Origin of the sequence: Hymenobacter mucosus, assembly GCF_900188255.1 — a bacterium.
In the GTDB taxonomy this organism is placed as follows: domain Bacteria; phylum Bacteroidota; class Bacteroidia; order Cytophagales; family Hymenobacteraceae; genus Hymenobacter; species Hymenobacter mucosus.
The window spans coordinates 412,585-435,115 of the sequence record NZ_FZNS01000001.1 but is presented as its reverse complement, the minus strand read 5'-3'; the positions used below and the strand labels follow the sequence as shown (position 1 = coordinate 435,115).

The window sequence follows — 22,531 nt, the reverse complement described above, 5'->3', positions numbered from 1 at the left end:
AATCTATAACCCACTTCATTCCTGTTTACGCGTTGAACACCCTGCTTGTCATTGGCTTTTCCTTCGGCTACCTCGCGCTTCTGTTCGCGGTAGCTTACGCTGCGGAGCGCCGCTCCGCAGCGCGGCGGAGCCTAGTGAGCAATCCGTACGTGTACGCGCTGAGCATGGCAGTATACTGCACCGCCTGGACGTACTACGGCTCGGTAGGACGGGCAGCCCACTTTGGTTTGGAGTTCATTGGTATCTACCTGGGGCCTACGCTCATGGCCCCGGCTGCCTGGCTGGTACTGCGTAAGATTATTCGTGTCTGCCGGTTGCAGCGCCTCACGTCCATTGCCGATTTTATTTCCGCTCGCTACGGCAAAAGCGCCTGGCTTGGCGCCCTCGTAACGGTCGTGTGCGTGCTAGGCGTGGTTCCCTACATCTCCCTGCAAATCAAGGCCATTGCCGCCTCCTTCGACATCCTCACGGGGGGCGGCGAAACCTTGTTGGCCAGCGGCGGCGTGGCCGTGTCGTCGGCCTTCGTGACGACGGTAGCCCTGGCGTTTTTTACCATCATCTTTGGGGTTCGCTCCATTGAAGCTACTGAGCGCCACGAGGGTATGGTGCTGGCCGTGGCCCTGGAAAGCCTGGTGAAGCTGGTGGCCTTTCTGGCGGCCGGCTTGTTTGTGACCTATGGCTTATTTGATGGCTTCGCCGACGTGTTTGAGCGTGCCGCTGCGGTTCCTCAATTAAGCCAACTGTTTACGCTACAGGGGGCCGGCACCAGCGGGGGGCAATGGTTTACTTTGCTGATCCTCAGTATGGCCGCAATTCTGCTGTTGCCGCGGCAGTTTCAGGTGTCGGTAGTAGAAAACGTAAACGAGGACCACTTGCGCAAGGCCATGTGGCTGTTCCCGCTCTATCTCATCATCATTAACCTGTTTGTGCTGCCCCTGGCTTTTGGGGGGCGCTTGCTTGATGGGGATGCGCACTTTGATGCTGATACGTTTGTGCTGGCCTTGCCCTTGCAGGCCGGGCAGCCGTGGCTGGCCCTGCTGATCTACCTCGGCGGACTGTCGGCTGCTTCGTCCATGATTATCGTCGAAACCATTGCCCTCAGCGTGATGATGAGCAACCATTTGCTCATGCCCTTGCTGGTGCGCGTGCCGGCTGCCCGGGGCGAGGGGCCCAACTGGTTTGCTTATCTAGGCCAAGTAGCCCTGCATAGTCGGCGCTTAGCCGTGGTGCTGGTGCTGCTACTGGCCTATGGCTATTACGCCGAGGTTGGCCACCTGCTACCCCTAGTAAATATTGGGCTGGTGTCGTTTGCGGCGGTAGCACAATTTGTGCCGGTGGTAGTGGGAGGGCTTTACTGGAAGGGCGGCACCCAGCGCGGCGCCACGGCGGGCATCTTGGCGGGCTTTGTGGTGTGGTTTTTTACTTTGGTGCTGCCCACTATGGTAGGGCCCGAGTTGCTGCCAAGCTCCGTCCTTACCGATGGCTTGTTTGGGCGAAGCGAACTGCGGCCCTTCGCGCTGTTCGGACTAGAAGGCCTCGACTACCTCTCGCACGGCCTGTTTTGGAGCTGGTTTTTCAACGTGGGGCTGTACGTGGGCGTGTCGTTGCTGCGGGCGCCCTCTGCCTTGGAGGAACACCAGGCCGATGTGTTTGTAGACGTATTTCGGTCGGGTAGTTTGTTTGAGGGGCCTGCCAGTTGGCAGGGGGCCGCGCCGCTGCCAGATTTACGAGCCTTGCTCACCGGCTTCTTAGGCAAAAAGCGCGCAAACCAGGCCCTGCATGCTTTCCAAGAGCGGTTTCCCGATGCCCACATCACGGAAGGTGTTACGCCTATCCAGGCCGACCCGCGCCTGCTAGCCTACGCCGAAAAGCTGCTGGCGGGTTCTATCGGCCCAGCCTCGGCGCGGCTGCTCCTTCGCTCGTCGGTAGGAGTGGAGGACATCAGCTTCGACAACGTGGTAGGCATCCTAAAAGAAAGCCAACAACTGTTGGAAGCCAACCGCCAGCTACAGAAGCAGCAGCGCCAACTGCAGCGCCTCACGGGCGAATTGCAAGCCGCTTACGACCAGCTACAGGAGCTCGATCAGCACAAAGACGAATTTCTGTATACGGTTACCCACGAATTGCGCACTCCCCTCACCAGTATCCGTGCTCTTTCCGAAATCTTAACCGACAACCCCGACATGGAGGAGGAAGAGCGCCACCGGTTTCTCGTTACCATCACCAAGGAGTCGGAACGGCTTAGCCGACTGATTACGCTGGTGCTGGACTTGGAAAAGTACGAATCGGGTAAGGCCACCCTGGAAAAGGCCCCCGTAGACGTGGCCGACGTCATTACCGATGCCCTCGACGCCGTGGGGCAACTCCTGCGCGACAAGCACATCTACCTGGATGTGGCGGTGCCGCCCGGCCTGCCGCCCTTATCCGGCGACCGGGACCGACTGATGCAGGTGCTGGTAAACCTCCTGAGTAACGCCATCAAGTCGTGCCGCCCCGATGGGTTGGGCCGCATTGCGGTGGTAGTGGGGGCTGCCACCGATACGCTGCGCATCACGGTGCAGGACAATGGCAAAGGCATTGACCCGGAATTTCACCAGCTCATCTTCGACAAATTTTTTCAGGCCCGCAACCAAACTATGCGCAAGCCGGAAGGCTCCGGCCTTGGCCTAGCCATTACCAAGAAAATCGTGGAGCTGCATGCCGGCCGCATTTGGGTGGAAAGCGCGCCGGAGCAAGGAGCGCGGTTTTCATTTGAGTTGCCGGTAGGCGCTGCTACCTCTACAACCTCCTCATAGTCACTTGTAGTATTTTCTTCCGCTCTGTTTCTTCCGCCATACACTCCCCGCCTTTCCGAAAACTGCTTAGCTCTTTACCGTCATGCCGACGACACCCCACATTCTCATTGTCGATGACGAGCCCAACATAGTTATGTCGCTCGAATTTCTGATGCGCAAAAACGGCTACCAGGTTAGCATTGCCCGTAACGGTACCGAGGCCCTGGAGGCCGTAGACCGCACCGCTTTCGACGTAGTGCTCCTGGATGTAATGATGCCCGATGTGGATGGCTACCAGGTGTGCCGCCATCTGCGCCAGCGTCCCGACCGCGCCAGCGCCCGCGTTATCTTCCTCTCGGCCAAAAGCAAGGAGGCCGACATTCAGAAGGGCTATGAGGTAGGGGCCGACGTGTACATGCCCAAGCCCTTCAGCACCCGCCAGCTGATGCTAACGGTGAAAGAGCTACTGGCTACCCCCGCTTAATTTTTCCAAGCCTCCCGAACTCAATCTACAACCCTTAACCGACTAACCACCCATGCCTGAACATGCCCGCATCCGCAGCCTGGAAGAGTACCATGAGGCGTACCGCCGCAGCACCGAAACCCCCGAGCAATTTTGGGCGGAAGTAGCGGAGCCCTTTACGTGGCGCCGCAAATGGGACTCGGTGATGAACTCCGATATGGCTGCTGGCCATAATGATTGGTTTCAGGGCGCCCGCCTCAACATCACGGAGAACTGCCTGGACCGCCACCTCAGCACCCGGGGTAATAAGCTCGCCATTGTGTACGAGCCCAACGACCCGCATACCCGCCACCTGCGCCTGACCTACCGCGAACTGCACCAGGAAGTGTGCCGCTTTGCGAATGTGCTGCACAACAACGGAGTAGAGAAGGGCGACCGGGTGTGCATCTATATGCCCATGATTCCACAGTTGGCTATTGCCGTGCTGGCCTGCGCCCGCATTGGCGCCATTCATTCCGTTATTTTCGCGGGCTTCTCGGCCAATGCTATTGCCGACCGCGTTAATGATGCCCAAGCAACCGTGGTGCTCACGTCCGATGGCTTAAACCGCGGGGCCAAGCAAATTCCAGTAAAGCGCGTGGTAGACGAGGCTTTGGAAAGCTGCCCCAGCGTGCGCCGCGTGATTGTAACCGAACACCTAGGCTGGCCCGTGCACATGCAGGAGGGCCGCGACGTGTGGTACCACGAAGAAGCCGAGGGCGTGGCCAAAACCTGCCCGGCCGAAGAAATGGGCGCCGAGGATCCGCTCTTCATTTTGTATACCTCTGGCAGCACCGGCAAGCCCAAAGGGGTAGTGCACACCACTGCTGGCTACATGGTGTGGGCCGATTACACCTTCCGCAACGTGTTCCAAATCGAGGAAAACGACATTTATTGGTGTACGGCCGATATTGGGTGGGTGACGGGCCATACCTACCTGCTCTATGGGCCGTTGCTGGCGGGCGCTACTTCGCTTATGTTTGAGGGCGTGCCCACCTACCCCAGCCCCGGCCGGTTTTGGGAGGTGATTGATAAGCACTCAGTTACGGTGTTCTACACCGCCCCCACGGCTATTCGCAGCCTCATGGCCCACGATATTAACCACGTGCTGGCCTACTCCCTTGACTCTTTGCGGGTGCTGGGGTCGGTGGGAGAGCCCATCAATGAGGAAGCGTGGCACTGGTACTACACGCACATCGGCAAGGAGCGCTGCCCCATTGTCGATACGTGGTGGCAGACGGAAACCGGTGGGGTCATGATTTCGGCGCTGGCAGGTATTACGCCCTCGGTGCCCGCTCGTGCTGGCTTGCCACTGCCAGGGGTACTACCCGTCCTGCTCAATCAAGATGGCTCCGAAATCGAAGGCAACGACCAGGAAGGGTATCTGGCCATTAAGCAGAGCTGGCCGGGCATTATTCGCACAACTTACGGAGACCATGAGCGCGCCCGCCAAACGTACTTTGCGCCCTACCCCGGCTACTACTTCACCGGCGACGGTGCCCGCCGCGACGAAAACGGGCTCTACCGCATTATTGGGCGCGTTGATGATGTGATTAACGTATCGGGCCACCGCTTCGGCACGGCGGAAATTGAAAACGCCATCAACCAGAACAGCCACGTGGTAGAATCAGCCGTGGTGGGGTTCCCGCACGATGTGAAGGGCCAGGGCATCTACGCCTACGTGATTTGCCCTGAAGGCGTGCCCGAGGCGGAAGTAGAGCGCCAGCGGATAGAGGCCAGCATTATCGAAACCATTGTGGCTGAAATAGGGCGTATTGCCAAGCCCGATAAGATTCAATTGGTATCGGGCCTCCCCAAAACACGTTCTGGCAAAATCATGCGCCGCATCCTGCGCAAAGTAGCGGAGGGAGACACTACCAACCTGGGCGACACGACGACGCTACTCGACCCATTGGTGGTAGATGAAATTATTAGTGGCCGTAAATAGCGCAGCCTCCAAAAAGCACAACGGCCCCCAGCTACTAGCTGGGGGCCGTTGTGCTTTTTGGAGGGAAGATGAGGCGATGCTTACCTTCTTCTCTGCTTACGCGCAGTTAAGAAAACTCGAACTAGAACCGGCTCAAGTAATCTTTCTTTACGTGCTTCTTCTTTTTCTTACCACCCGAGCTGAGCAGGGCTACAACGCCCGCAGTTGCCAACCCAATTACGGCCATCTTAGTGATGAAGGCTGTGCGGTTATACTTCCACTCTACGTCATACCCTTTTTCGGCCCAGATATTGGGCACTTTGCCGTGGGCTAAGTCATCTACTATGCCTTCTACCACACTTACGCGGTCGGCTAGTACTAGGGGCAGCCAGTGGCGGTAGCGGTTCTCGCTGTACTTAAACGCCGCCCGGCGAATCAGACCGCTTACTCCGCGGGGGGGAGCTGGCGTGCCGAACACGGCGGATACGTTGGGCCGCTCAATGGAGCGCAGTACTTCCGTATCAACGGGCTGCAAGGAATCGGGGCGGTGCTTGTTATCGGGGTCTTCCCCTACGTTCATCCGGTCCCGCATGGGGTAGGTCGGGTCGTTCTTGGGGTCAGCGTCTATACCCCAACCTTTAATCTGCGTAGGGTCGATTGTTGTGTTTTCCATGGTTGGGCGGTGTTACTGGTTAGCGGTGGGAGGAAGCAACACGGTTTTAATGCAGTTGTCCAGCTTGGCGGAGAACATACGGTAGCCATCGGCTACTTCCTCCAGGGGCAGGCGGTGGGTAATCAAGCCTTTGGGGTTGAGTACGCCGTTCTGCACGTGGTCAATCAGGCGCGGAAGCAAGCGCTTCACCGAAGACTGGTTGGCCCGGATGGTAAGGCCCTTGTTCAGCACGTTGCCAATGGGTACAAGGTTGTCGGTAGGACCGTATACGCCTACAATCGACACAACGCCACCTTTCTTTACGGAGTTAATAGCCCAGTGCAGTGCCGTAGCCGAACCTGCCTGTAGCAGTAGTTTGCGCCCCGTAATGGTCTGCATGGTATTACCAGCGGCTTCCGCTCCAACGGCGTCAATTACGCAGTCAGCACCAATCCAGTCCGTTATCTTCTTGATGAACACCACCGGGTCGTTCATCTCCTTGAAGTTGTATGCCTCGCAGTACGAGTAGTTGCGCGCAAACTCCAAGCGGTAATCTTCCTGGTCGATGATGATAACACGGCCAGCGCCAAACAGCCAGGCACAACGAGCGGCCATAATCCCAATGGGGCCGGCCCCAAATACTACTACGGTGTCACCCTTCTGAATACCAGCCATTTCGGCGGCTTGATACCCAGTGGGTACCACGTCGGTCAGCAGCACTGCATCATCCAAGTCCATGTCGGCTGGAATAATGGTAGGGCCCACGTTGGCATACGGCACGCGAGCATATTCGGCCTGCCCACCATCGAACCCGCCAGCGGTGTGTGAGTAGCCGAAAATAGCTCCTACGGCCGTGGCCTCCGTGTTCGACTCGTGGCAGTTGCCAAACATGCCCTGACGGCAGAAGTGACACTCGCCGCAGGCAATATTAAACGGTACTAGCACTCGGTCGCCAGTTTTTACCTTTGTTACCTCCGAGCCAACTTCAACAACTTCACCCACAAACTCATGGCCGAAAGTGGAGCCCACGCGGGTATCGGGCACATTGCCATTGTACAGGTGCAGGTCGGAACCGCAGATGCAGGTGCGCAACACCCGAACAATGGCATCTTGTGGATGCTTGATTTCGGGCATTGGTTTTTGAACGGCTCGGACCCGCTTGGGGCCTCGGTAATCCATTGCTAGCATAGTACCTAGTATTAAAGTTCGGGTGGATGTGTGAGTAGGATGTATTCCTGCCAGGGCAGGATGCGCTTCATGGAAATGCAATACATCAGCATAAAATAGTACCGGCCCTTCTTAGTCAAGGTTGCTAAAACCAGATTTTTGCACCGGAAATACGTATTTGCACTGGGTTGCTAGTAGTAAATACGTAGTAAGCATGCGCAAAAGGAAGGACCATTCTTGCAAACACGTGGAACCCGCCGAAACAAGGGTACAAGGGTAGAAGCCTGATTACGCAAATGCCCCGGAATCAGCCCTACCTTTGTTGGGCAACTGCCCGCCGCCAAGCACTCGGCTACGCCAAAGTGCTTGGCTTCTTTTCCCGTTACTCGCATGGATATTTATCTGATTCGGCATACCCCCGTAGCCACCGCGCCCGGTATCTGCTATGGCCGTTCGGATGTGGCGGTGGCGGCTACTTACCCGGAGGACGCCGCCTCGGTGCGGGCTCGGTTGGCGTCGGTGCTAGATGCAGGCCCGGTGGCCGTGCACGCCAGCCCATTGCGCCGGTGTCAGCAACTCGCCGAAGCTTTGGCGCCGCAGTCTGTACGCCTAGACAGCCGGTTGATGGAGTACAACTTTGGCCGCTGGGAGTTGCTGCCTTGGGCCGCAGTGCCCGCCCCCGAGCGGGAGCAATGGAAGGCTGACTTTGTGAACCTACCCGCCCCCGATGGCGAAACCTTCCAGGGCCTCCAAGACCGCGCCACCGAGTTTCTGACGGACGTGCTGGCCTCGGCTGCGCCCCAGGTGCCCTTATTAATCGTGAGCCATTCCGCTGTTATTCGCAGCCTTATTTGCTACTGCCTCGGCCTGCCTCTGTCCCAAGCCTTCCGCTTCGACGTTGACTATGGCTCCATCACCAAGGTCCGGTATCAGCAAGGCCAACTGCAAGTAGCCTATATCAACGGATAAACAGGCGCCTGCTACTTGTTGAGAAAAAGTAAGGCCGAGCAGGGCAATTTAGCTAGAGAGGCTGCTACGCCCTACTAATTGAATTGCCCTGCTCGGCCTAAGCCGTTTATTGGTCGTAGCTGCTAGAGCTGAGTTGCGGGTAGTACTTTACCGGTTACTTCCCCAAACCCGATGCGTATTCCGTCCTTCTCGCAGAAGCCGCGCATGGTTACAGTATCGCCATCCAGTAGGAAAGTGCGTTCGGTGCCGTCCTCCAGCGGGAGTGGGCGGGTGCCGCGCCAAGCCAGCTCCAGCATAGAGCCTAATGAATCGGGAGTGGGGCCAGAGATGGTACCAGAGGCGTACAGGTCGCCTACCTCCAAGTTGCAGCCGTTGGAAGCTTGGTGAGCCAATTGCTGAGCCATGCTCCAGTACATCAACCCAAAGTTGGAGCGCGACACGGTAGTTTCCGCGCCCGCTTCGGGCTGAATGGCTACCTCCAAGGTAATATCAAAGTTGTGCTTATCGAGCTGGCGGAGGTAGAGTAGGGGCTCCGGCTCCTGTACTGGTCCTGCCACCCGGAAGGGCTCCAAGGCATCTAGCGTTACCACCCACGGCGATACGCTGCTGCCAAAGCTCTTGCCCAAAAACGGACCCAGCGGCACATACTCCCAGCTCTGAATGTCGCGGGCACTCCAGTCATTGAATAAGACTAGTCCGAAGATGTAGTCCTCGGCATTTTGCACTGGCACTGTGTCGCCTAGCTGGGTACCGCGTCCTACCACAAAAGCCATTTCCAGCTCAAAGTCGAGCTGTTGAGAAGGACCGAAGGTGGGTGCAGCAGCATCGGGTGCTTTGCGCTGCCCATTGGGCCGCTGAACAGGGGTGCCACTGACCACGATGCTGCTTGCGCGGCCGTGGTACCCGATGGGAATATGCCGCCAGTTGGGTAGCAGCGCGTTGGCAGGGTCCCGGAACATCATGCCCACATTGGTAGCATGCTCAATGCTGCTGTAGAAATCGGTGTAGTTGTGCGGCTTCACGGGGCGTAGCATTCGCACCTCGCTTTGGCGGAGGAGGCACTCGCGCATTACCTCATCGGAGCGCAAAGCGCCGTTATCGTGGCGCAGCAGTTCCGATACGCGCTGGCGCACGGCACGCCAGGCTGGGCGCCCCAAGGCAATAAATTGGTTGAGGGAGCGGCGCCGAAAAATTTTGGGCATCTTCGGCCCCAGCTCCAAATCCTCGAAAAAGCCGAACTGAGCTACGGCGTACAAATCCAGCACGTAGTCGCCAATGGCTACTCCCAAGCGAGGCCCGCGCAGTTCCGTCTCGAAGACCCCGAAGGGGAGATTCTGAATCGGGAAGTCGCTGGTAGGGGCAATGTCAATCCAAGAATGCAGGCTCGGGTCGTTCGGGTTAGCCATAAGGAGTAGGGTGGTGGAAGAAGAGGCAAAGGTAGGCCAGTCTGCTACATGTTACGGCTCGACGATGATTCCGCTACAGATCAGGTAGAATCTGAGTAAGCTAGTAGCTTGAGCTAGGCCCTTTCACACGGAGTACAACTAGCAATGTTTTAGCTATATTGGAAGCACCAGATAAGTATAAATTGATATGTTAAGAAATTCGATTATTGCTTTTACTGTATTTATTCTTTCAAGCTGCAGCAGCAAAGAAGAAATAAGTACTAGTCCAGAAATAATTCGTGGTATTTATGATTCTGGTACTTCTAGTTGTTATTTAGCATTCAAGCAGGATGGTACGTTTGAATGGTTTAGCGGAAGTAGTATTGGTGCTTCAACCGCATACCAAGGGAAGTACTCGCTTCAGGATAGTGTTTTCTACCTAGATAGAAGTGATTTTTCTAGCGTCATCAAATCAAATAGGCTTCTACTAACATCTAAGCACCCATTATCTGGAGGTACTAATGATGAATATATTATTCAAGTAGATAGCTTAATTAGACTAGTTGATAGTGTTTTCATTTTTATGGTTATTCATGACAAGCGCGGCGCTTTGTAAAAGAATCTTACTAATGGTTTGATAAAATAAATAGAGGGCAAGTAGTTAACTACTCATTCATTAATGAGGTATTTGACGCGCCTCACAGCCCATTAAACACCATGCCCCGCTCTCGTCGGTTTACCAACGAGAGCGGGGCATGGTGTTTATACCCTCTACCTACTAAAACTGCGGGGTCGGTACGGGGTTGGGCTGCACGGGGCGGCCAGTCTGGCCAGCGGGCTGCTCATCCATGGGAGTAGAGTTGATGGCCTCCACGGCGCGAATTTCAGGCACGGCTTTTTTCACCGATTCTTCTACCCCCGCTTTTAGGGTCATTGGCGACATGGGGCAGGTGCCACAAGCGCCCAATAGCTCCAGTTGCAACACCATGTCGGTGGTGATGTCGAGCACGCGCACGTTGCCACCGTCGGCGGCTAGATAAGGCCGGATGGTGTCCAGGGCCTGCTCAATGCGGGGCAGGAGCGGATGGTGTTCTACGGCGGCGGAATGCGTCATGAATCTGAGATTGAGCTGCCTTGCCAATGGGAACTGCAGCAAGCAGCAGCGGAGTACTTCTTCAAAGGTAACGCTTTTGAGGCGTATGCAGGCAACACGAAATGTGCCGGTAAAGTTGCTGACTAGGTACGGAGGAGCTTGGTGCCCGGTGGCCGTAGCCCTAGCTCACCTCCCGGCATTATTGCATTTCCACCACTTGGGTGCGGGGTGCTACCGCGTTGCGGATGCTTACCTGGCGTGCCAGCTCCTCCGCTAGTTGCTCAAATACAGCCGCTGCGGGCGTGCCTCCCTGCAAGATAGCGGGCGTGCCCTTGTCGCCGTTTTCGCGGATGCTCTGCACCAGCGGAATGTGGCCCAGCAGGGGCACCCCGTGCTTTTCGGCTAGCTGCTGGCCGCCGCCTTCCCCGAAGATGAAGTACTTGTTCTCAGGCAACTCGGCCGGTGTAAACCACGCCATGTTTTCTACCACACCCAGCACGGGCACGTTAATTTGGGGCAGGCGGAACATCTGCAAGCCCTTTTCGGCATCGGCCAGCGCTACTTTCTGAGGCGTCGTCACGATGAGGGAGCCGGTTACGGGCACCGTCTGCACCATAGTCAGGTGAATGTCGGAGGTTCCGGGAGGCATATCAAGGAGCAGGTAGTCTAGCTCTCCCCAGTCTACCTCCGTGATGAACTGCTTCAAAGCTGATGATGCCATGGGGCCCCGCCACACAATGGCTGATTCGGCCGGTGCCAGGAAGCCAATGCTCATAATCTTGACGCCGTGAGCTTCAATGGGCTGGATGAGGTTCCGCCCATCGGGGCCCTGGTACACGTGCGGACGAGCATCTTCCACCCCAAACATGAGGGGCATGCTGGGGCCGCTGATGTCGGCATCTACTAGGCCTACCTTGGCGCCGGAGCGGGCCAGGGCAATAGCTAGGTTGGCCGTGACGGTGCTCTTGCCCACGCCGCCTTTGCCCGAGGCAATGGCAATGATGTTTTTCACGCCGGGCAGCAGGTCGCGGTTTTGGCGCATAGTAGTCACGCGCGAGGTCATGTTGATGCTCACCTCCGCGTCCTTATCAACCATGGTGTGGATGGCCCGCACGCATGCATCGTGGATGAGTTGCTTTAGGGGGCAAGCCGGGGTAGTGAGTACTACCGTGAACGAAACCTTTTGGCCGTCAATGGCCACGTCCTCAATCATGTTGAGGGTTACGAGGTCTTTGCCCAAGTCGGGCTCCTCCACGTAGCTCAGGGCCTTGAGGACGTCTTCTTTAGTTATGGTCGCCATTATAGTCAGTCAGGAAATGCAGGATGCAAAGCACAAAGATAACCCGGAAACGGGGCGGAAGTTGTACAGGGTGGATATCCTCTTCGTCTGCCGGGCCGAACCTGGCTGCATCGGGTGGGCTACCGATGGTGGGGCCTGCAGAACTTGCGGTTGTGGGGAGCTTAGTTCAGCCCGAAGCGGGCGAGCAGTGCTTCCTTGTGTTGCTTGCCGATGGGCAGCTTTTCGCGCAGGTCGTAGAGTTCGGCTTCGTTGCCGCTGATGGCTTTAATGGCGTCCATCTTCACAATGTAGGACTTCTGGATGCGCGTAAAACGGTCGGCGGGGAGCTGGTCCTCAATGCGGTTCATGCGCAGATACGTGACGATGATGCGGTCCTTAAGGATGATTTTGATGTAGTCTTTCATGCCTTCGATGTAGTAGATTTCATCGAAGAGCACCCGCTGTAAGGAGTTGCCTTCCTTCACAAACAGGTACTCGGGCGCGGGCGGTGCCTGAACCGCGGGGCGGCCATTGATAATGGTGAGGGCCTTGTTGACGGCCTTCAAAAAACGCGGAAACGACACGGGTTTCACGATATAATCCAAGGCATCCAGCTCAAAGCCTTCCAGGGCATAATTGGGGTAGGCCGTCACGAATATCACGTAGGGCGGGTTATGCAGGGAGCGGATAAACTCTATGCCGTTGACTTGGGGCATGTTGATATCCGAGAAGATGAGGTCAACTTGCTGTTGCTGGAGCACCTCCAGGGCATCAAATACATGTTCGCAGCTGGCCAGCAAGTGCAAGGACGGAATGCGGGTTATGTACCCCTCCAGTAGTTCGCGGGCGAAGGGCTCGTCGTCAATTATTACACAGTTAATCATGGGGTAGAAGCAAGGGTGGCGAAAGAAGGCGCGGGGCGGGTGGTAGGAGTGAGGGCCAGCGGAGCCAACCGAATAGTAAGGGCCACGCGATGGATATAGGTTTCTGGGTCGTGGATGATGGTGAGGCGGTACTCGTGGGGAGCGTAGTGGAGCGCTAGCCGCTTTTGCACATTGGCAATGCCTACGCCGCCAAACTCGCGCCGGGGTGCCGTGGGGCTATAGCTGTTGCTGACTTCAAACTGTAGCTGGCCCTCGGCTACCGTCAGGGCAATACTTACCCAGGAGGCATCTAGGGTACTATCTACCCCGTGCTTGAAGGCATTCTCTACGAAGGGGAAAAATAGCAGCGGCGTAATGCGGTACTTCTGCAAGGGCCCGGCCTTGTGGTAGGTGATGGTAACTTTCTGCCCGTAGCGCAGGCGTTCCAGCTCTAAATACGCTTCTAGAAAGCCAATTTCCTTGGTCAGGGGCACCAGCGCGGCATCCGACTCATACACCGTGTAGTGCATCAGGTGGGAGAGGTGCTCCACCATGTCGGGGGCGCGCTCATCCTGCTTCACCACCATGGTGTAGATGTTGTTGAGCGTATTGAAGAGAAAGTGCGGGTTTACCTGGGCTTTGAGAAAGTTGACTTCCAGGTTCAGGTTTTCGCGCTGCAAGCGTAGGCTTTGGTTGCCGCTACTCAGCAGAAACCGGATGAAGCGGAGCAAAATGGGCGGAATAACCGTGACGGAAAAATCGTTCAGGCCCATGCTCACGCTACGCCACGAGAAGATGCCCTCCCACAGGTTGCCATCCAGAAAGCGGTGCATGTAGCTGTGGGCATTCTCCGAAACCAGTCCGTAGTGGTCGAACACCGAGAAGCACAGGTAGCAGAGCGTTGCCCAGAAGTAATAAATAGCCACAATGCCTACGGCCGTGAGCAGCCAGCGGCGGCGCAGCAGAAAGCGCGGGAGCAGCACTAAGGAAAAGAAATAGTAGCTGCTGATGGTGGCTATTGTGTCTTTGAGCACAAAGCCCCAAGTGACAACAGGCTTCTCCTGCCAGTTGCTGAATACGGAATACGCAAAGCCGATAAAAAGCGCCCACCAGAACAGATGCTTAATTACCCGCCCCGGTAGCGTGGAAAAGTAGCCTTGAATACGAGAGCCTAACACTGCCATAAGCCAAGATTAGAGGCGGATCTGAAGCTTGACCAGAACTCGATGTTCGGTCTCCGTCAGGTCCGCGGTATGTAGATCGGGGTATTGCAGGGCGAGGCGGCGCAGCGCGGCCCCAATGGCTGCGTCGGAGCGGTAGGTGAGGGGTATGGGCTCCTGCGCAGTGCGTTCCAACACGAGGGTAACTGCATCGGCCCCTACTAGTACCTGGCTACGAACATCGGCCACGGCATGCGGGGCGGCATCGAGGCCGGCAAAGAGGCGCTCCAAAAACGGATGTAGTAGTAAAGGCGCCACGTACTGCTCGGCCACGGTGCCCACCACGGTGTGGGCAATGATGACGGTTTGGGGGCGGCGCAGGCGTTCCAGGGCCAAGTAGTCTTCCAGAAACTCCAGTTCCCGGCTCAAAAGCACACGCTCTGTATCAGTCTCGTAGAGGGTGTAGCGCATGAGGTCAGCCAGGTGTAGTACCACGTCGCCGGCGCGGTCGTCGCGGGTGCGGGTCATGGTTTGGAGGCTGCCGAGGGTATTAAACAAAAACTGCGGATTGATCTGCGACTTCAGGTAGCCCAGTTCTAGGTGTAGATGGTCGCGCTCCAGGGCCAGGCGGCGGCGGTCAATGACCAGTGCGTAAGTCAGGAAACTAATGAGCACTGGGAACAGCACAATGGCCAGCATCCCGAAAAAGGTGCTGATCTGCTCGGCGGGGCTAAGTAAGCCCGACCAAAAATCTGCCACGTAAAACTGCTGCAAGGTGCGGTGCATCACGGCAGAAAGCGGCAGGTAGGTTTGGGCCAGACGGGAACCTACATACATCCAAACCTCAAAGGCATACAGCACGGCCACGCCCGCGGCCAGGGCCCGCCACGTGCGCCCTTGCAGCAGCCACCGCGGAATGATCAGGTAGACCAACCCGTTGAAGAGTAACACCGAAAAGCCCATTTGCAGGGCCACCAGCGGCCACATGGGCCCCTCGAAGGAGAAGTTGGGGCGCTTATTCCAGGCGATGTAAAAGACTCCCAGTACTACCCATAGTAGTAGCTGTAGCAGCACCGTGGTGGTGCGCGGGCTCAGGCTTTTCCAGCCAAAAGTGGCCGATGACGCAGGTTCGGGCATACGAAGAAACGGCAGACCAGTTCCGGCTTTGGTGGTGTGGGGCCGCGCTTTGGTCGAATAAACTTCCAGTCCCTAAAGCTCTGCAATTTCTTCGTGCCAGATCTTCTCCACTCCCAAAAAGAACTGCCCGATGAAACCGCCTTTTCGCGCCGCCACTATTGCTCCCCGTTCTACCTTCAGCCGGCTGTGGCAGGTAGCATTGGCAACAGTAGCCAGCGTGCTTGCTAGCCAGGTCCAGGCCCAAACGCCTACCGATACGGCCTTCGCGCGGCTGCTGCGCCAAAATCAGTTCACTCTTACCCAAACCGGCGCCCAGTGCAGTGGCCCCGGTTGGGACAAGTTGCAACAGGACATCCGGAAAAGCACCCTGGTGCTGCTGGGCGAAGACCACGGCATGGCCCAAATTCCGCCTTTCGCGCAGGCGGTGGCGCAGGTGTTGAAGCCCAAAGTGTACGTAGCTGAAATAGATAAGTACCAAGCTCAGGACCTAACCCGCTTGGCGGCCCAGCCGGATTTGCCAACGGCCTATTTGCAGCAGTTCCCCATGAGCTTGTCATTTTATAGCTGGGCCGAGGAGTTCGAGTTGGCGCGGGCCTTACGGGCCCAGAATACGAAGCTGGTGGGCGTAGAGCAGTTAGGCTTTGCCGCCACGGGCCGCTCTCTAATGCTGATGGCTGACCAAGTGAAACGCCCCACGACGCGCACGTTTCTGCGCAAGCAAGCCGCCGCCATCCAAGCCCACGACCGGGCGGCCCTGGTGGCCGGCAACTACGGCAGCATCACCATCAACGGTATGCGCCCTACCCTGCTCGACAGTTTGCGAAAAATGACCAGTACGGAGCCAGCAGGGGTACGCCAACTGCTACAAGACTTGGAAGCTAGCGTAAACATCTTCCGCATTAATGCTTCCGGCAAGTCCGGCGGCCACCAACTGCGCATCAACCTGATGAAACGCAACCTGCTGGCCGAGTTGCAGCCCTACCAGCAGGCTGGGCAAGCCTTGCCGCCCATGCTCTTCAAGTTCGGGGCCAACCACCTGGGCCGGGGCCGCAGCATCTGGGGCGACATCTACGACGTGGGCAACCTGGCCGTAAACCTGGCCGACGCCCACGACCAGAAAACGCTGCACATCTTGGTGATGGGTAAGCAGGGCCAGAAGGTGACAGGTCAGAACCCGGTAGACTTCAGCAAGAACGCCACCGCCTATTCTGCTGCCGACGACGCCATGCTCAAGCCGTTTATGGCCGCTACTCCCGCTGGTGCCGCCTGGCAAGTGTTTGATCTGCGGCCAATGCGCCGCGCCCTGCTCTACAAAGGGCTGCCCGTTGCAGACCAGGAGTTGCAAGCCGCCATTCTGGGCTACGACTATGTGGTCATCATTCCCGAAACCACCGCCAGCCATAACTACTAAGCCTGCTCGGGTAAGTCCTAAATGGGCTGTGAAGCTTGCCTAGCCATTGGCGCACGGGGTATTTTAACTGCCTACATGAGCCCGTCATCCTGAGCTTACCAAACGACGCTAATACTAGCCTACCGCAAATTGCCATAGCAAACCCGTGCTGACTTTAGAAGTGACACCGGGAAGACAGGCGCACTTCTCCCTACCTTTGTGGCTGTATGGCCCGCATCCCGAAGGAAACCGTTGATCAGATTATCCACCACGCCGATATTGTGGAGGTAGTTGGTGACTTTGTGCAGCTGAAGCGCAAGGGACAAAACATGTGGGCCTGCTGCCCTTTTCATCACGAAAAGTCGCCGAGCTTCTCGGTAGCGCCTTCTAAAGGCCTTTATAAGTGCTTTGGCTGCGGCAAGGCCGGCGGGGTAGTCCAGTTCATTATGGATATTGAGGGTACCAGCTACGTGGAAGCCCTGAAGTACCTGGCCAAAAAATACGGCATTGATGTTCAGGAGGAAGAAAAGACACCTGAGCAGCAGTTAGCCCAAAACGAAAAGGACTCCCAGTTTATCGTTTCCAACTGGGCCAAGGACCACTACCACCGCCTGCTGCTCAACACCGACGAAGGGCAAAGCATTGGCCTGAGCTACCTGCGTCAGCGGGGGCTGAACCAGGCAACAATCAAAACCTTCGAGCTGGGCTACTCCCTCGACCAGTGGGACGACTTGCTAAAGGCGGGGGAAAAGCAGGGGTACGAACGGAAATACCTGGAAAAAACCGGCCTTGTTGTTGCCCGCGAGGATGACCAAGGCCACGACACCGGCCGTCGGTACGACCGTTTCCGGGGCCGCGTGATGTTTCCCATCCACAACGTATCAGGCCGCGTTATTGGCTTCGGGGCGCGTACGCTCAAGCCCAACGACAAAACGGCGAAATACCTCAACTCGCCTGAGTCGGAGATTTACCATAAGTCCGATGTGCTGTATGGTCTTTACCAGGGGCGGCAGGCTATTCGGGCCGAGGAGCTGTGCTACCTAGTAGAAGGCTACCTGGACGTGCTCAGTCTGCACCAGGGCGGCATCAAGAACGTAGTGGCTTCGTCCGGTACATCACTGACGGACGGGCAAATCCGCCTCATCAAGCGCTACACCGACAACGTAACGGTGCTCTACGATGGTGATGCGGCGGGCATTCGGGCCTCTCTCCGCGGGATTGATATGCTGCTGGAAGGGGGGCTGAACGTGCGCGTCGTCCTGTTTCCCGACGGCGACGACCCAGACAGCTACATCCGCAAAGTAGGCGACCAACGCTTCAAGGAACACCTCGACAATGCCAGCCAGGATTTCATTCAGTTTAAAACTGACCTGGTAAGCCGCGAAGCAGCCCAAGATCCAGTGAAGAAGGCGGAGGCCATCCGCGACGTGCTGCAAAGCATTGGCAAGGTGCCCGACCCAATTAAGCGGCAGGTGTTTTTGCAGCAAACCTCCCAGGCGTTCGGCATTGATGAGCAGGTCCTGATTTCGGAGTACAACAAGATTGTTCGGACGTCTACGGGCAAAGCTTCCGGTAGCAACGCCAGCGGTGGCGGTAGTAGTGCCGCTACTGGCACGTCCGCCAGCGGCAACGCACGCCCGGCCCCGCGGCCCATGAGCCCGGAGGAAGAAGCTGAGGCCCTCATGTACGGGGCCATGCCGGAGGATTTGGCCGGGGGCGACGTCCTCACGGCCCCGAAGGAAGACTTGGAGCCGGTACCCGATGTGCTGGAACAGTGCGAGCGGGAAGTAGTGCGGCTGCTACTGCTCTACTCGCCCCAACCCCTGGCTCCCGATGTAAGCGTAGCGCAGTACCTCCTGCAACAACTGGACGATACGCCCTTCAAAACCGGCCTCTATGCTGATTTGCTGCACCTGTGCCAGGAAGAATTGGAGCAGGGGCGCTGGCCGGAAGTGCGCACCCTCATTCAGCACGGCCGCTCCGATATTCGGGCCCTAGTGGCGGAGCTGGCGACGGAAAAGTACGAGTTGAGCCCCAACTGGACCACCCACCAGATTTACGTGCCCCGGGAGCTTGACCTGCTGCAAACCGCCTGCGACAACGCTATCCTGCGCCTCAACAAAATCAACGTGGAGCGGGAGTTAGCTACGCGCCTGGATGCCCTGCGCCACCCCCTCGACGATGCAACGATGATGGAGCACCTGCAAACCATTCGGTTGCTCAAACAAATGGACAACCAATTGGCCAGCATGCTTGGGACCGTTATTCCGCGGGCTAGTATGTAATCTGATTTTCGGGTAAGAGGGTGCGGGTAGGAGAGTAGGGGTGGCCTGCCTCAGGAAGTGGCAGTCTTCTATTTTAGGCGTGCGCCCTTTGCTGTACCTTGTTGCGACTTGGCCCACCTCAGGCCCGATTACCCTATGACCTCCCCTCGCCGGCCCCAACCAGCCGCCCTGCGCTACCTGCGCGACATCTGGCTCCGCTTCAACCTGAGCCGCTTCGTGGGCGCCTTAGCCCTGACTACGGTGAGCTTTGCCGTGGGCATTGTTGGCTTCATGTGGATTGAAAAATTCACGTTAGTAGATGCCTTCTACATGACCATGATAACCGTTTCTACGGTCGGCTTTGGGGAACTGCACCCCATGTCGCCGGCGGGGCGGTTGTTTGTGTCGTTGTATATCTTCTTCAACCTCTTGATGCTGGCTTACCTGCTGTCGGTGCTCACCACCTACATCTTCGACGGGGGCCTGCGCAATATGTTCGCCATGCTCAGAAACGACCAGGAAATTCGCCGCTTCGAGAACCACGTGATTGTGTGCGGCTTTGGGCGCAACGGGCGCAAAGCCTACCACGAGCTGCGCGCCAGCGGCGCCGACGTGGTGGTAGTGGAGCAGAACGAAGCCTTAGTACGCGCCGATGGCGAAGACACCGGGGCCACAATTCCGGCCGTGTTCGGAGATGCTACCCTTGACGACACCTTACGGGCCGCGGGTGTAAGCCGGGCCCGGGCCATCATCACGGCCCTTCCGAAGGATGCCGACAACGTGTTCGTGGCCCTTACGGCCCGTGAGCTGAGCCCTTCCATCACTATTATTGCGCGGGCTAGCCTCAAAACCTCAGAAACCAAGCTGCTCCGCGCCGGTGCCGATTCTGTAGTGATGCCCGATGAAATAGGCGGCTCGCACATGGCTAATCTCATTATGCGCCCAGAGGTAATCCGTTTTCTGGATATGATTTCGGGTTTGGGTCCGAATAAGCTGCGCCTGGAGGAGTTGAGCACCACGGAGCTGCGGGCCGAATGGCAGGGGCGTAGCATCCGGGAGCTGAACATCCGCAGCCGCACCGGCGCCACCGTTATTGGCCTGAAGCACCAGAGCGGTGAGTTCACCGTGAGCCCCGCGGCCGATCTGGTTCCCAGCCCCGGCGACGTACTCCTGTTCCTCGGTACCGACGCCCAGATTGTTACCCTGCTCGACCAATTTCGGATGGTGGAAACGGGGCCTAGCCGCCTTGGGAGCACCCCGCGCACGTAACCACTGGCGTTAGCTGGCGAACTGCTAGGCTTCGTTGGAAAGTACTCTTCCTACTACTTTGAATACTATGGGCTAGCCGGTTTCCGGGCCGGATGCGTAGCTTTGCTCACTTTCCGCTCCGATTTTTCTCGCTTCCTACCGTGCACCTCCTCCAGCTTTGTCCGCGTGTTCCGTATCCGCCAACCGATGGGGGAGCCATTGCCGTGTACGACGTGACGGCCGGGCTGGCGCGGGCGGGGCACCAGGTAACAGTGCTGGCCCTAAACACGCCCAAGCACTACCAGCCCGCTACCGTGCTCGACCACCTGGGCCCGAACGTACGCCTAATTACGGTAGATGTAGATACCCGCCTTTCGCCGGTAAAAGCCCTGCGCAACCTGCTCGCTAGCAAGCTGCCGTATAATATTGAGCGTTTTGTGAGCCCCGCCGTGGAAGCGCAACTAGCCACGCTGCTACGCGAAAACCAGTTCGATGCTGCGCAGATTGAAGGTAGCCTGGCTTCTTGGTACGTAAGCGCGCTCAAGCGCTTGGCCCCGCAGTTGCCCGTTGTGCTGCGGGCTCATAATGTGGAGTACACTATCTGGCAGATGCTGGCGGAGCGCGAAACCAACGTGCTAAAGCGCTTCTATCTGCGGCACCTGGCCCGCCGCTTGCAGCGCTTTGAGGAGCAAACCCTACCGCAATTTGATGCCGTAGCCGCTATTACCGAGCCCGACCAGCGCCGCTTGCGGGCACTGGGCTGCAAAGAGCCTGTGGTATTTGTGCCGGCTGGCGTTGACCTAAGCCGCTTTCAACCTGATTCGGCCATTCGGCCCAAGCCGCGTACGCTCTACATGATTGGCTCCCTAGACTGGCTCCCGAACCAGGAGGGGCTAGACTGGTTTCTGGCTGAAGTGTGGCCCCAGGTAACCGAAAAGTATCCCGACTTGGAGTTGCACATTGCGGGCAAGGAAATGCCCGCCCGCTTCCGTAACCTCAAGCTGCGCAACGTGTGCATCCACGGCTTTGTGGAGTCGGCGGCGGTGTTTATGCAGCAGTATGAGGTGATGGTAGTACCCCTGCTAAGCGGCGGAGGCATGCGCATCAAAATCATTGAAGGCATGGCCATGGGTACCTGCATCATCAGTACCGGGTTGGGGTCGGAGGGCATTCATGTGCGCGACAACTTTGATATTATCCTTTGCGATGAGCCCCTGGAATGGGTAGACCGCATTGGGCGCTACTATCGTGGCGAACTGAACCAGGAAGCCGTGGGGCAGGAAGCGGCCCGCACTATTGCGCGCCTCTACGACAACCGCCGCATTGTAGAGAGCTTTTTGGAACTGTACAACACTCTCACGCTCGGGCGCGCATGATGGTAGTGGAGGCAGTAGCAACGGGTGTGTTGTGGGGTAGCTTGGGGCTGGTGGCTCATACCTACGTGCTGTTTCCGGCGCTACTATCCCGTCTGGCCCGTGCGCGCCGCCAAAACCAGCACGTGTACGCCCCGCACGGCCCCGACCTGCCCCCCGTTGATGTGCTACTGGCTGTGTACAATGAGGAGCAAGTCATTGAAGAGAAGATCCGCTCTACGTTCAACACTACGTACCCCCTGGAGAAGCTCACCTTCTACATTGGCTCTGATAACTCCCAGGACCAAACTAACACGCTGGTAGAGCGCCTGGCGGCTGACTATCCGGGCTTGCGGTTTCGGCCGTTTGGGGAGCGCACGGGCAAACCCGGCATTATGGAGGCGTTGGCCCGCGAGGCAACTGCGCCCGTACTTGTTCTCACCGATGCCAACGTGTTTTTCGCCTCGGATACATTGTTTCAGCTTGTCAAGCACTTTCGTAACCCTGCCATTGGGCAGGTGGGCGGTAACATTCTAAACCCGGAGCACCGCCAGGAGGGCATATCCAGTCAGGAAAAAGCCTACCTAGAGCGCGAGAACCTCATTAAATACCAGGAGGGTGTTGTGTGGGGGGCCATGATTGGAGCGTTTGGCGGGTGCTTTGCCGTGCGCCGGGCCTGCTACCATCCGGCTCCGGCCGCTTTCTTGGTCGATGACTTTTTCATTTCCATGGCGGTGCTGCAAGATGGCTACCAAGCTATTAATGAGCTCGAAGCCGTCTGCTACGAGGACGTGTCGGACCGGCTACCGGAAGAATTTCGGCGCAAAGCCCGCATTTCCGCCGGCAACTTCCAGAACCTGCTTGCTTTCCGGCGCCTCCTGTGGCCGCCCTGGCGCGGGGTAAGCTTTGCGTATTGGTCGCATAAGGTGCTGCGCTGGCTGACGCCCCTGCTGCTGATTCTGATGGTAGTGGCCAATGTGGTGCTGGTGGCCCTCGGAGCAGGGTGGTTTTACCAGCTGATGTTGGCCGGCCAGCTCGGAGTACCGCTGCTGCTCTTGCTCGATGCTGCCCTGCGCCGCCGCGACACGCACTCGCGCCTGCTGCGCTTTATCACCCATTTCTACAGCATGAATGCGGCCTTGCTACTAGGACTATGGCGTTACCTGCGCGGGGTGCGCACTACGGTGTGGGAGCCTACCCAGCGGTTTCAGCAAAGTAAATAGACCCGGCCCGCCCGCCTGCGGAGCAGTGGCTGCATCGGTGCTGCGGAGCCGGCCAGTGGCCCGTGAAGTGCAGTAGGTACGCTGACTTTCACAGTCTCCTGACAAGAGTTGGGAAACTACCATGGCTGCGCTTTGCAAATTCTGCT

Annotated in this window: 18 protein-coding genes; 10 read left to right on the top strand and 8 right to left on the bottom strand. The window is 57.5% G+C overall.

Annotated elements, in window-relative coordinates:
• The first annotated feature begins 32 nt into the window (after positions 1–32).
• The 3 genes from CHB83_RS01885 to acs all read left to right on the top strand — a co-directional run bounded on the left by CHB83_RS01885 (position 33) and on the right by acs (position 5,224).
• Positions 33–2,795, top strand: coding sequence for a sensor histidine kinase (locus CHB83_RS01885; protein WP_089331479.1), 2,763 nt, complete (start codon positions 33–35; stop codon positions 2,793–2,795).
• An 82-nt stretch (positions 2,796–2,877) separates the two neighbouring features.
• The gene (locus tag CHB83_RS01880; RefSeq protein ID WP_045688086.1) at positions 2,878–3,258 is read left to right on the top strand and encodes a response regulator transcription factor; all 381 of its coding nucleotides are present in this window, start codon (positions 2,878–2,880) and stop codon (positions 3,256–3,258) included.
• Between the two features lie 52 nt (positions 3,259–3,310).
• Positions 3,311–5,224, top strand: a complete 1,914-nt coding sequence (gene acs / locus CHB83_RS01875; RefSeq protein ID WP_055562414.1) for an acetate--CoA ligase — start codon at positions 3,311–3,313, stop codon at positions 5,222–5,224.
• A 121-nt stretch (positions 5,225–5,345) separates the two neighbouring features.
• Here the strand turns inward: acs and CHB83_RS01870 are convergent, their stop codons facing one another.
• Complete coding sequence (locus CHB83_RS01870; protein WP_089331478.1) at positions 5,346–5,876, bottom strand: hypothetical protein; 531 nt, start codon at positions 5,874–5,876, stop codon at positions 5,346–5,348.
• Positions 5,877–5,888: 12 nt separating this feature from the next.
• Positions 5,889–7,043: a zinc-dependent alcohol dehydrogenase gene (locus CHB83_RS01865; RefSeq protein WP_045688084.1), complete on the bottom strand. Its 1,155-nt coding sequence runs from the start codon at positions 7,041–7,043 to the stop codon at positions 5,889–5,891.
• 369 nt (positions 7,044–7,412) lie between these two features.
• On the opposite strand from CHB83_RS01865, the gene cobC reads away from it, so the two are divergent.
• Entirely contained in the window at positions 7,413–7,991 is a 579-nt protein-coding gene (cobC, locus tag CHB83_RS01860) for an alpha-ribazole phosphatase family protein (RefSeq protein WP_045688083.1), read from the top strand.
• A 122-nt stretch (positions 7,992–8,113) separates the two neighbouring features.
• Here cobC and fahA read toward each other — a convergent pair whose 3' ends face one another.
• On the bottom strand, positions 8,114–9,397 hold the full coding sequence (gene fahA, locus CHB83_RS01855; RefSeq protein WP_179225431.1) for a fumarylacetoacetase: 1,284 nt from the start codon (positions 9,395–9,397) through the stop codon (positions 8,114–8,116).
• Between the two features lie 187 nt (positions 9,398–9,584).
• Here fahA and CHB83_RS23455 point away from each other — a divergent pair, with 187 nt between their 5' ends.
• A complete protein-coding gene (locus CHB83_RS23455; protein WP_143436965.1) occupies positions 9,585–9,992 on the top strand; it encodes a hypothetical protein in 408 nt (135 codons plus the stop codon).
• A gap of 162 nt (positions 9,993–10,154) precedes the next feature.
• On the opposite strand, the gene CHB83_RS01850 is transcribed toward CHB83_RS23455, so the two are convergent.
• From CHB83_RS01850 to CHB83_RS01830, 5 genes are all read right to left on the bottom strand, one after another.
• On the bottom strand, positions 10,155–10,490 hold the full coding sequence (locus CHB83_RS01850) for a NifU family protein (protein ID WP_045689291.1): 336 nt from the start codon (positions 10,488–10,490) through the stop codon (positions 10,155–10,157).
• A 178-nt stretch (positions 10,491–10,668) separates the two neighbouring features.
• A complete protein-coding gene (locus CHB83_RS01845; RefSeq protein ID WP_089331477.1) occupies positions 10,669–11,769 on the bottom strand; it encodes an Mrp/NBP35 family ATP-binding protein in 1,101 nt (366 codons plus the stop codon).
• Positions 11,770–11,930: 161 nt separating this feature from the next.
• Complete coding sequence (locus CHB83_RS01840) at positions 11,931–12,632, bottom strand: LytR/AlgR family response regulator transcription factor (protein ID WP_089331476.1); 702 nt, start codon at positions 12,630–12,632, stop codon at positions 11,931–11,933.
• Positions 12,629–13,795 carry a sensor histidine kinase gene (locus tag CHB83_RS01835; RefSeq protein ID WP_089331475.1) on the bottom strand — a complete coding sequence of 389 codons (1,167 nt, stop codon included), beginning with the start codon at positions 13,793–13,795 and terminating at the stop codon, positions 12,629–12,631. Before CHB83_RS01835 ends, CHB83_RS01840 begins: the two co-directional genes overlap by 4 nt.
• A 9-nt stretch (positions 13,796–13,804) precedes the next feature.
• Positions 13,805–14,908 carry a sensor histidine kinase gene (locus tag CHB83_RS01830; protein ID WP_089331474.1) on the bottom strand — a complete coding sequence of 368 codons (1,104 nt, stop codon included), beginning with the start codon at positions 14,906–14,908 and terminating at the stop codon, positions 13,805–13,807.
• A gap of 130 nt (positions 14,909–15,038) precedes the next feature.
• On the opposite strand from CHB83_RS01830, the gene CHB83_RS01825 reads away from it, so the two are divergent.
• The 5 genes from CHB83_RS01825 (at position 15,039) to CHB83_RS01805 (ending at position 22,385) form a co-directional block, all read left to right on the top strand.
• Positions 15,039–16,319: a hypothetical protein gene (locus tag CHB83_RS01825; RefSeq protein WP_089331473.1), complete on the top strand. Its 1,281-nt coding sequence runs from the start codon at positions 15,039–15,041 to the stop codon at positions 16,317–16,319.
• Between the two features lie 206 nt (positions 16,320–16,525).
• Positions 16,526–18,583 carry a DNA primase gene (gene dnaG, locus CHB83_RS01820; protein ID WP_045689293.1) on the top strand — a complete coding sequence of 686 codons (2,058 nt, stop codon included), beginning with the start codon at positions 16,526–16,528 and terminating at the stop codon, positions 18,581–18,583.
• 135 nt (positions 18,584–18,718) lie between these two features.
• Entirely contained in the window at positions 18,719–19,831 is a 1,113-nt protein-coding gene (locus CHB83_RS01815; RefSeq protein ID WP_089331472.1) for a potassium channel family protein, read from the top strand.
• Positions 19,832–19,971: 140 nt separating this feature from the next.
• Positions 19,972–21,186, top strand: a complete 1,215-nt coding sequence (locus tag CHB83_RS01810) for a glycosyltransferase family 4 protein (protein WP_179225430.1) — start codon at positions 19,972–19,974, stop codon at positions 21,184–21,186.
• Positions 21,183–22,385 (top strand): glycosyltransferase, encoded by a 1,203-nt coding sequence (locus tag CHB83_RS01805; RefSeq protein WP_179225429.1) that lies wholly within the window; start codon positions 21,183–21,185, stop codon positions 22,383–22,385. The genes CHB83_RS01810 and CHB83_RS01805 overlap by 4 nt, the downstream gene beginning before the upstream one ends.
• Positions 22,386–22,531: the final 146 nt, after the last annotated feature.

Bases quoted from the DNA above. Each gene is read 5' to 3' on its own strand.
- CHB83_RS23455 (WP_143436965.1), top strand. From the start codon at position 9,585: ATGTTAAGAAATTCGATTATTGCTTTTACTGTATTTATTCTTTCAAGC.
- CHB83_RS01815 (WP_089331472.1), top strand. From the start codon at position 18,719: ATGACCTCCCCTCGCCGGCCCCAACCAGCCGCCCTGCGCTACCTGCGC.
- CHB83_RS01835 (WP_089331475.1), bottom strand. From the start codon at position 13,795: ATGGCAGTGTTAGGCTCTCGTATTCAAGGCTACTTTTCCACGCTACCG.
- CHB83_RS01845 (WP_089331477.1), bottom strand. From the start codon at position 11,769: ATGGCGACCATAACTAAAGAAGACGTCCTCAAGGCCCTGAGCTACGTG.
- cobC (WP_045688083.1), top strand. From the start codon at position 7,413: ATGGATATTTATCTGATTCGGCATACCCCCGTAGCCACCGCGCCCGGT.
- dnaG (WP_045689293.1), top strand. From the start codon at position 16,526: ATGGCCCGCATCCCGAAGGAAACCGTTGATCAGATTATCCACCACGCC.
- CHB83_RS01880 (WP_045688086.1), top strand. From the start codon at position 2,878: ATGCCGACGACACCCCACATTCTCATTGTCGATGACGAGCCCAACATA.
- CHB83_RS01825 (WP_089331473.1), top strand. From the start codon at position 15,039: ATGAAACCGCCTTTTCGCGCCGCCACTATTGCTCCCCGTTCTACCTTC.
- acs (WP_055562414.1), top strand. From the start codon at position 3,311: ATGCCTGAACATGCCCGCATCCGCAGCCTGGAAGAGTACCATGAGGCG.
- CHB83_RS01830 (WP_089331474.1), bottom strand. From the start codon at position 14,908: ATGCCCGAACCTGCGTCATCGGCCACTTTTGGCTGGAAAAGCCTGAGC.
- CHB83_RS01865 (WP_045688084.1), bottom strand. From the start codon at position 7,043: ATGCTAGCAATGGATTACCGAGGCCCCAAGCGGGTCCGAGCCGTTCAA.
- fahA (WP_179225431.1), bottom strand. From the start codon at position 9,397: ATGGCTAACCCGAACGACCCGAGCCTGCATTCTTGGATTGACATTGCC.
- CHB83_RS01805 (WP_179225429.1), top strand. From the start codon at position 21,183: ATGATGGTAGTGGAGGCAGTAGCAACGGGTGTGTTGTGGGGTAGCTTG.
- CHB83_RS01870 (WP_089331478.1), bottom strand. From the start codon at position 5,876: ATGGAAAACACAACAATCGACCCTACGCAGATTAAAGGTTGGGGTATA.
- CHB83_RS01840 (WP_089331476.1), bottom strand. From the start codon at position 12,632: ATGATTAACTGTGTAATAATTGACGACGAGCCCTTCGCCCGCGAACTA.
- CHB83_RS01850 (WP_045689291.1), bottom strand. From the start codon at position 10,490: ATGACGCATTCCGCCGCCGTAGAACACCATCCGCTCCTGCCCCGCATT.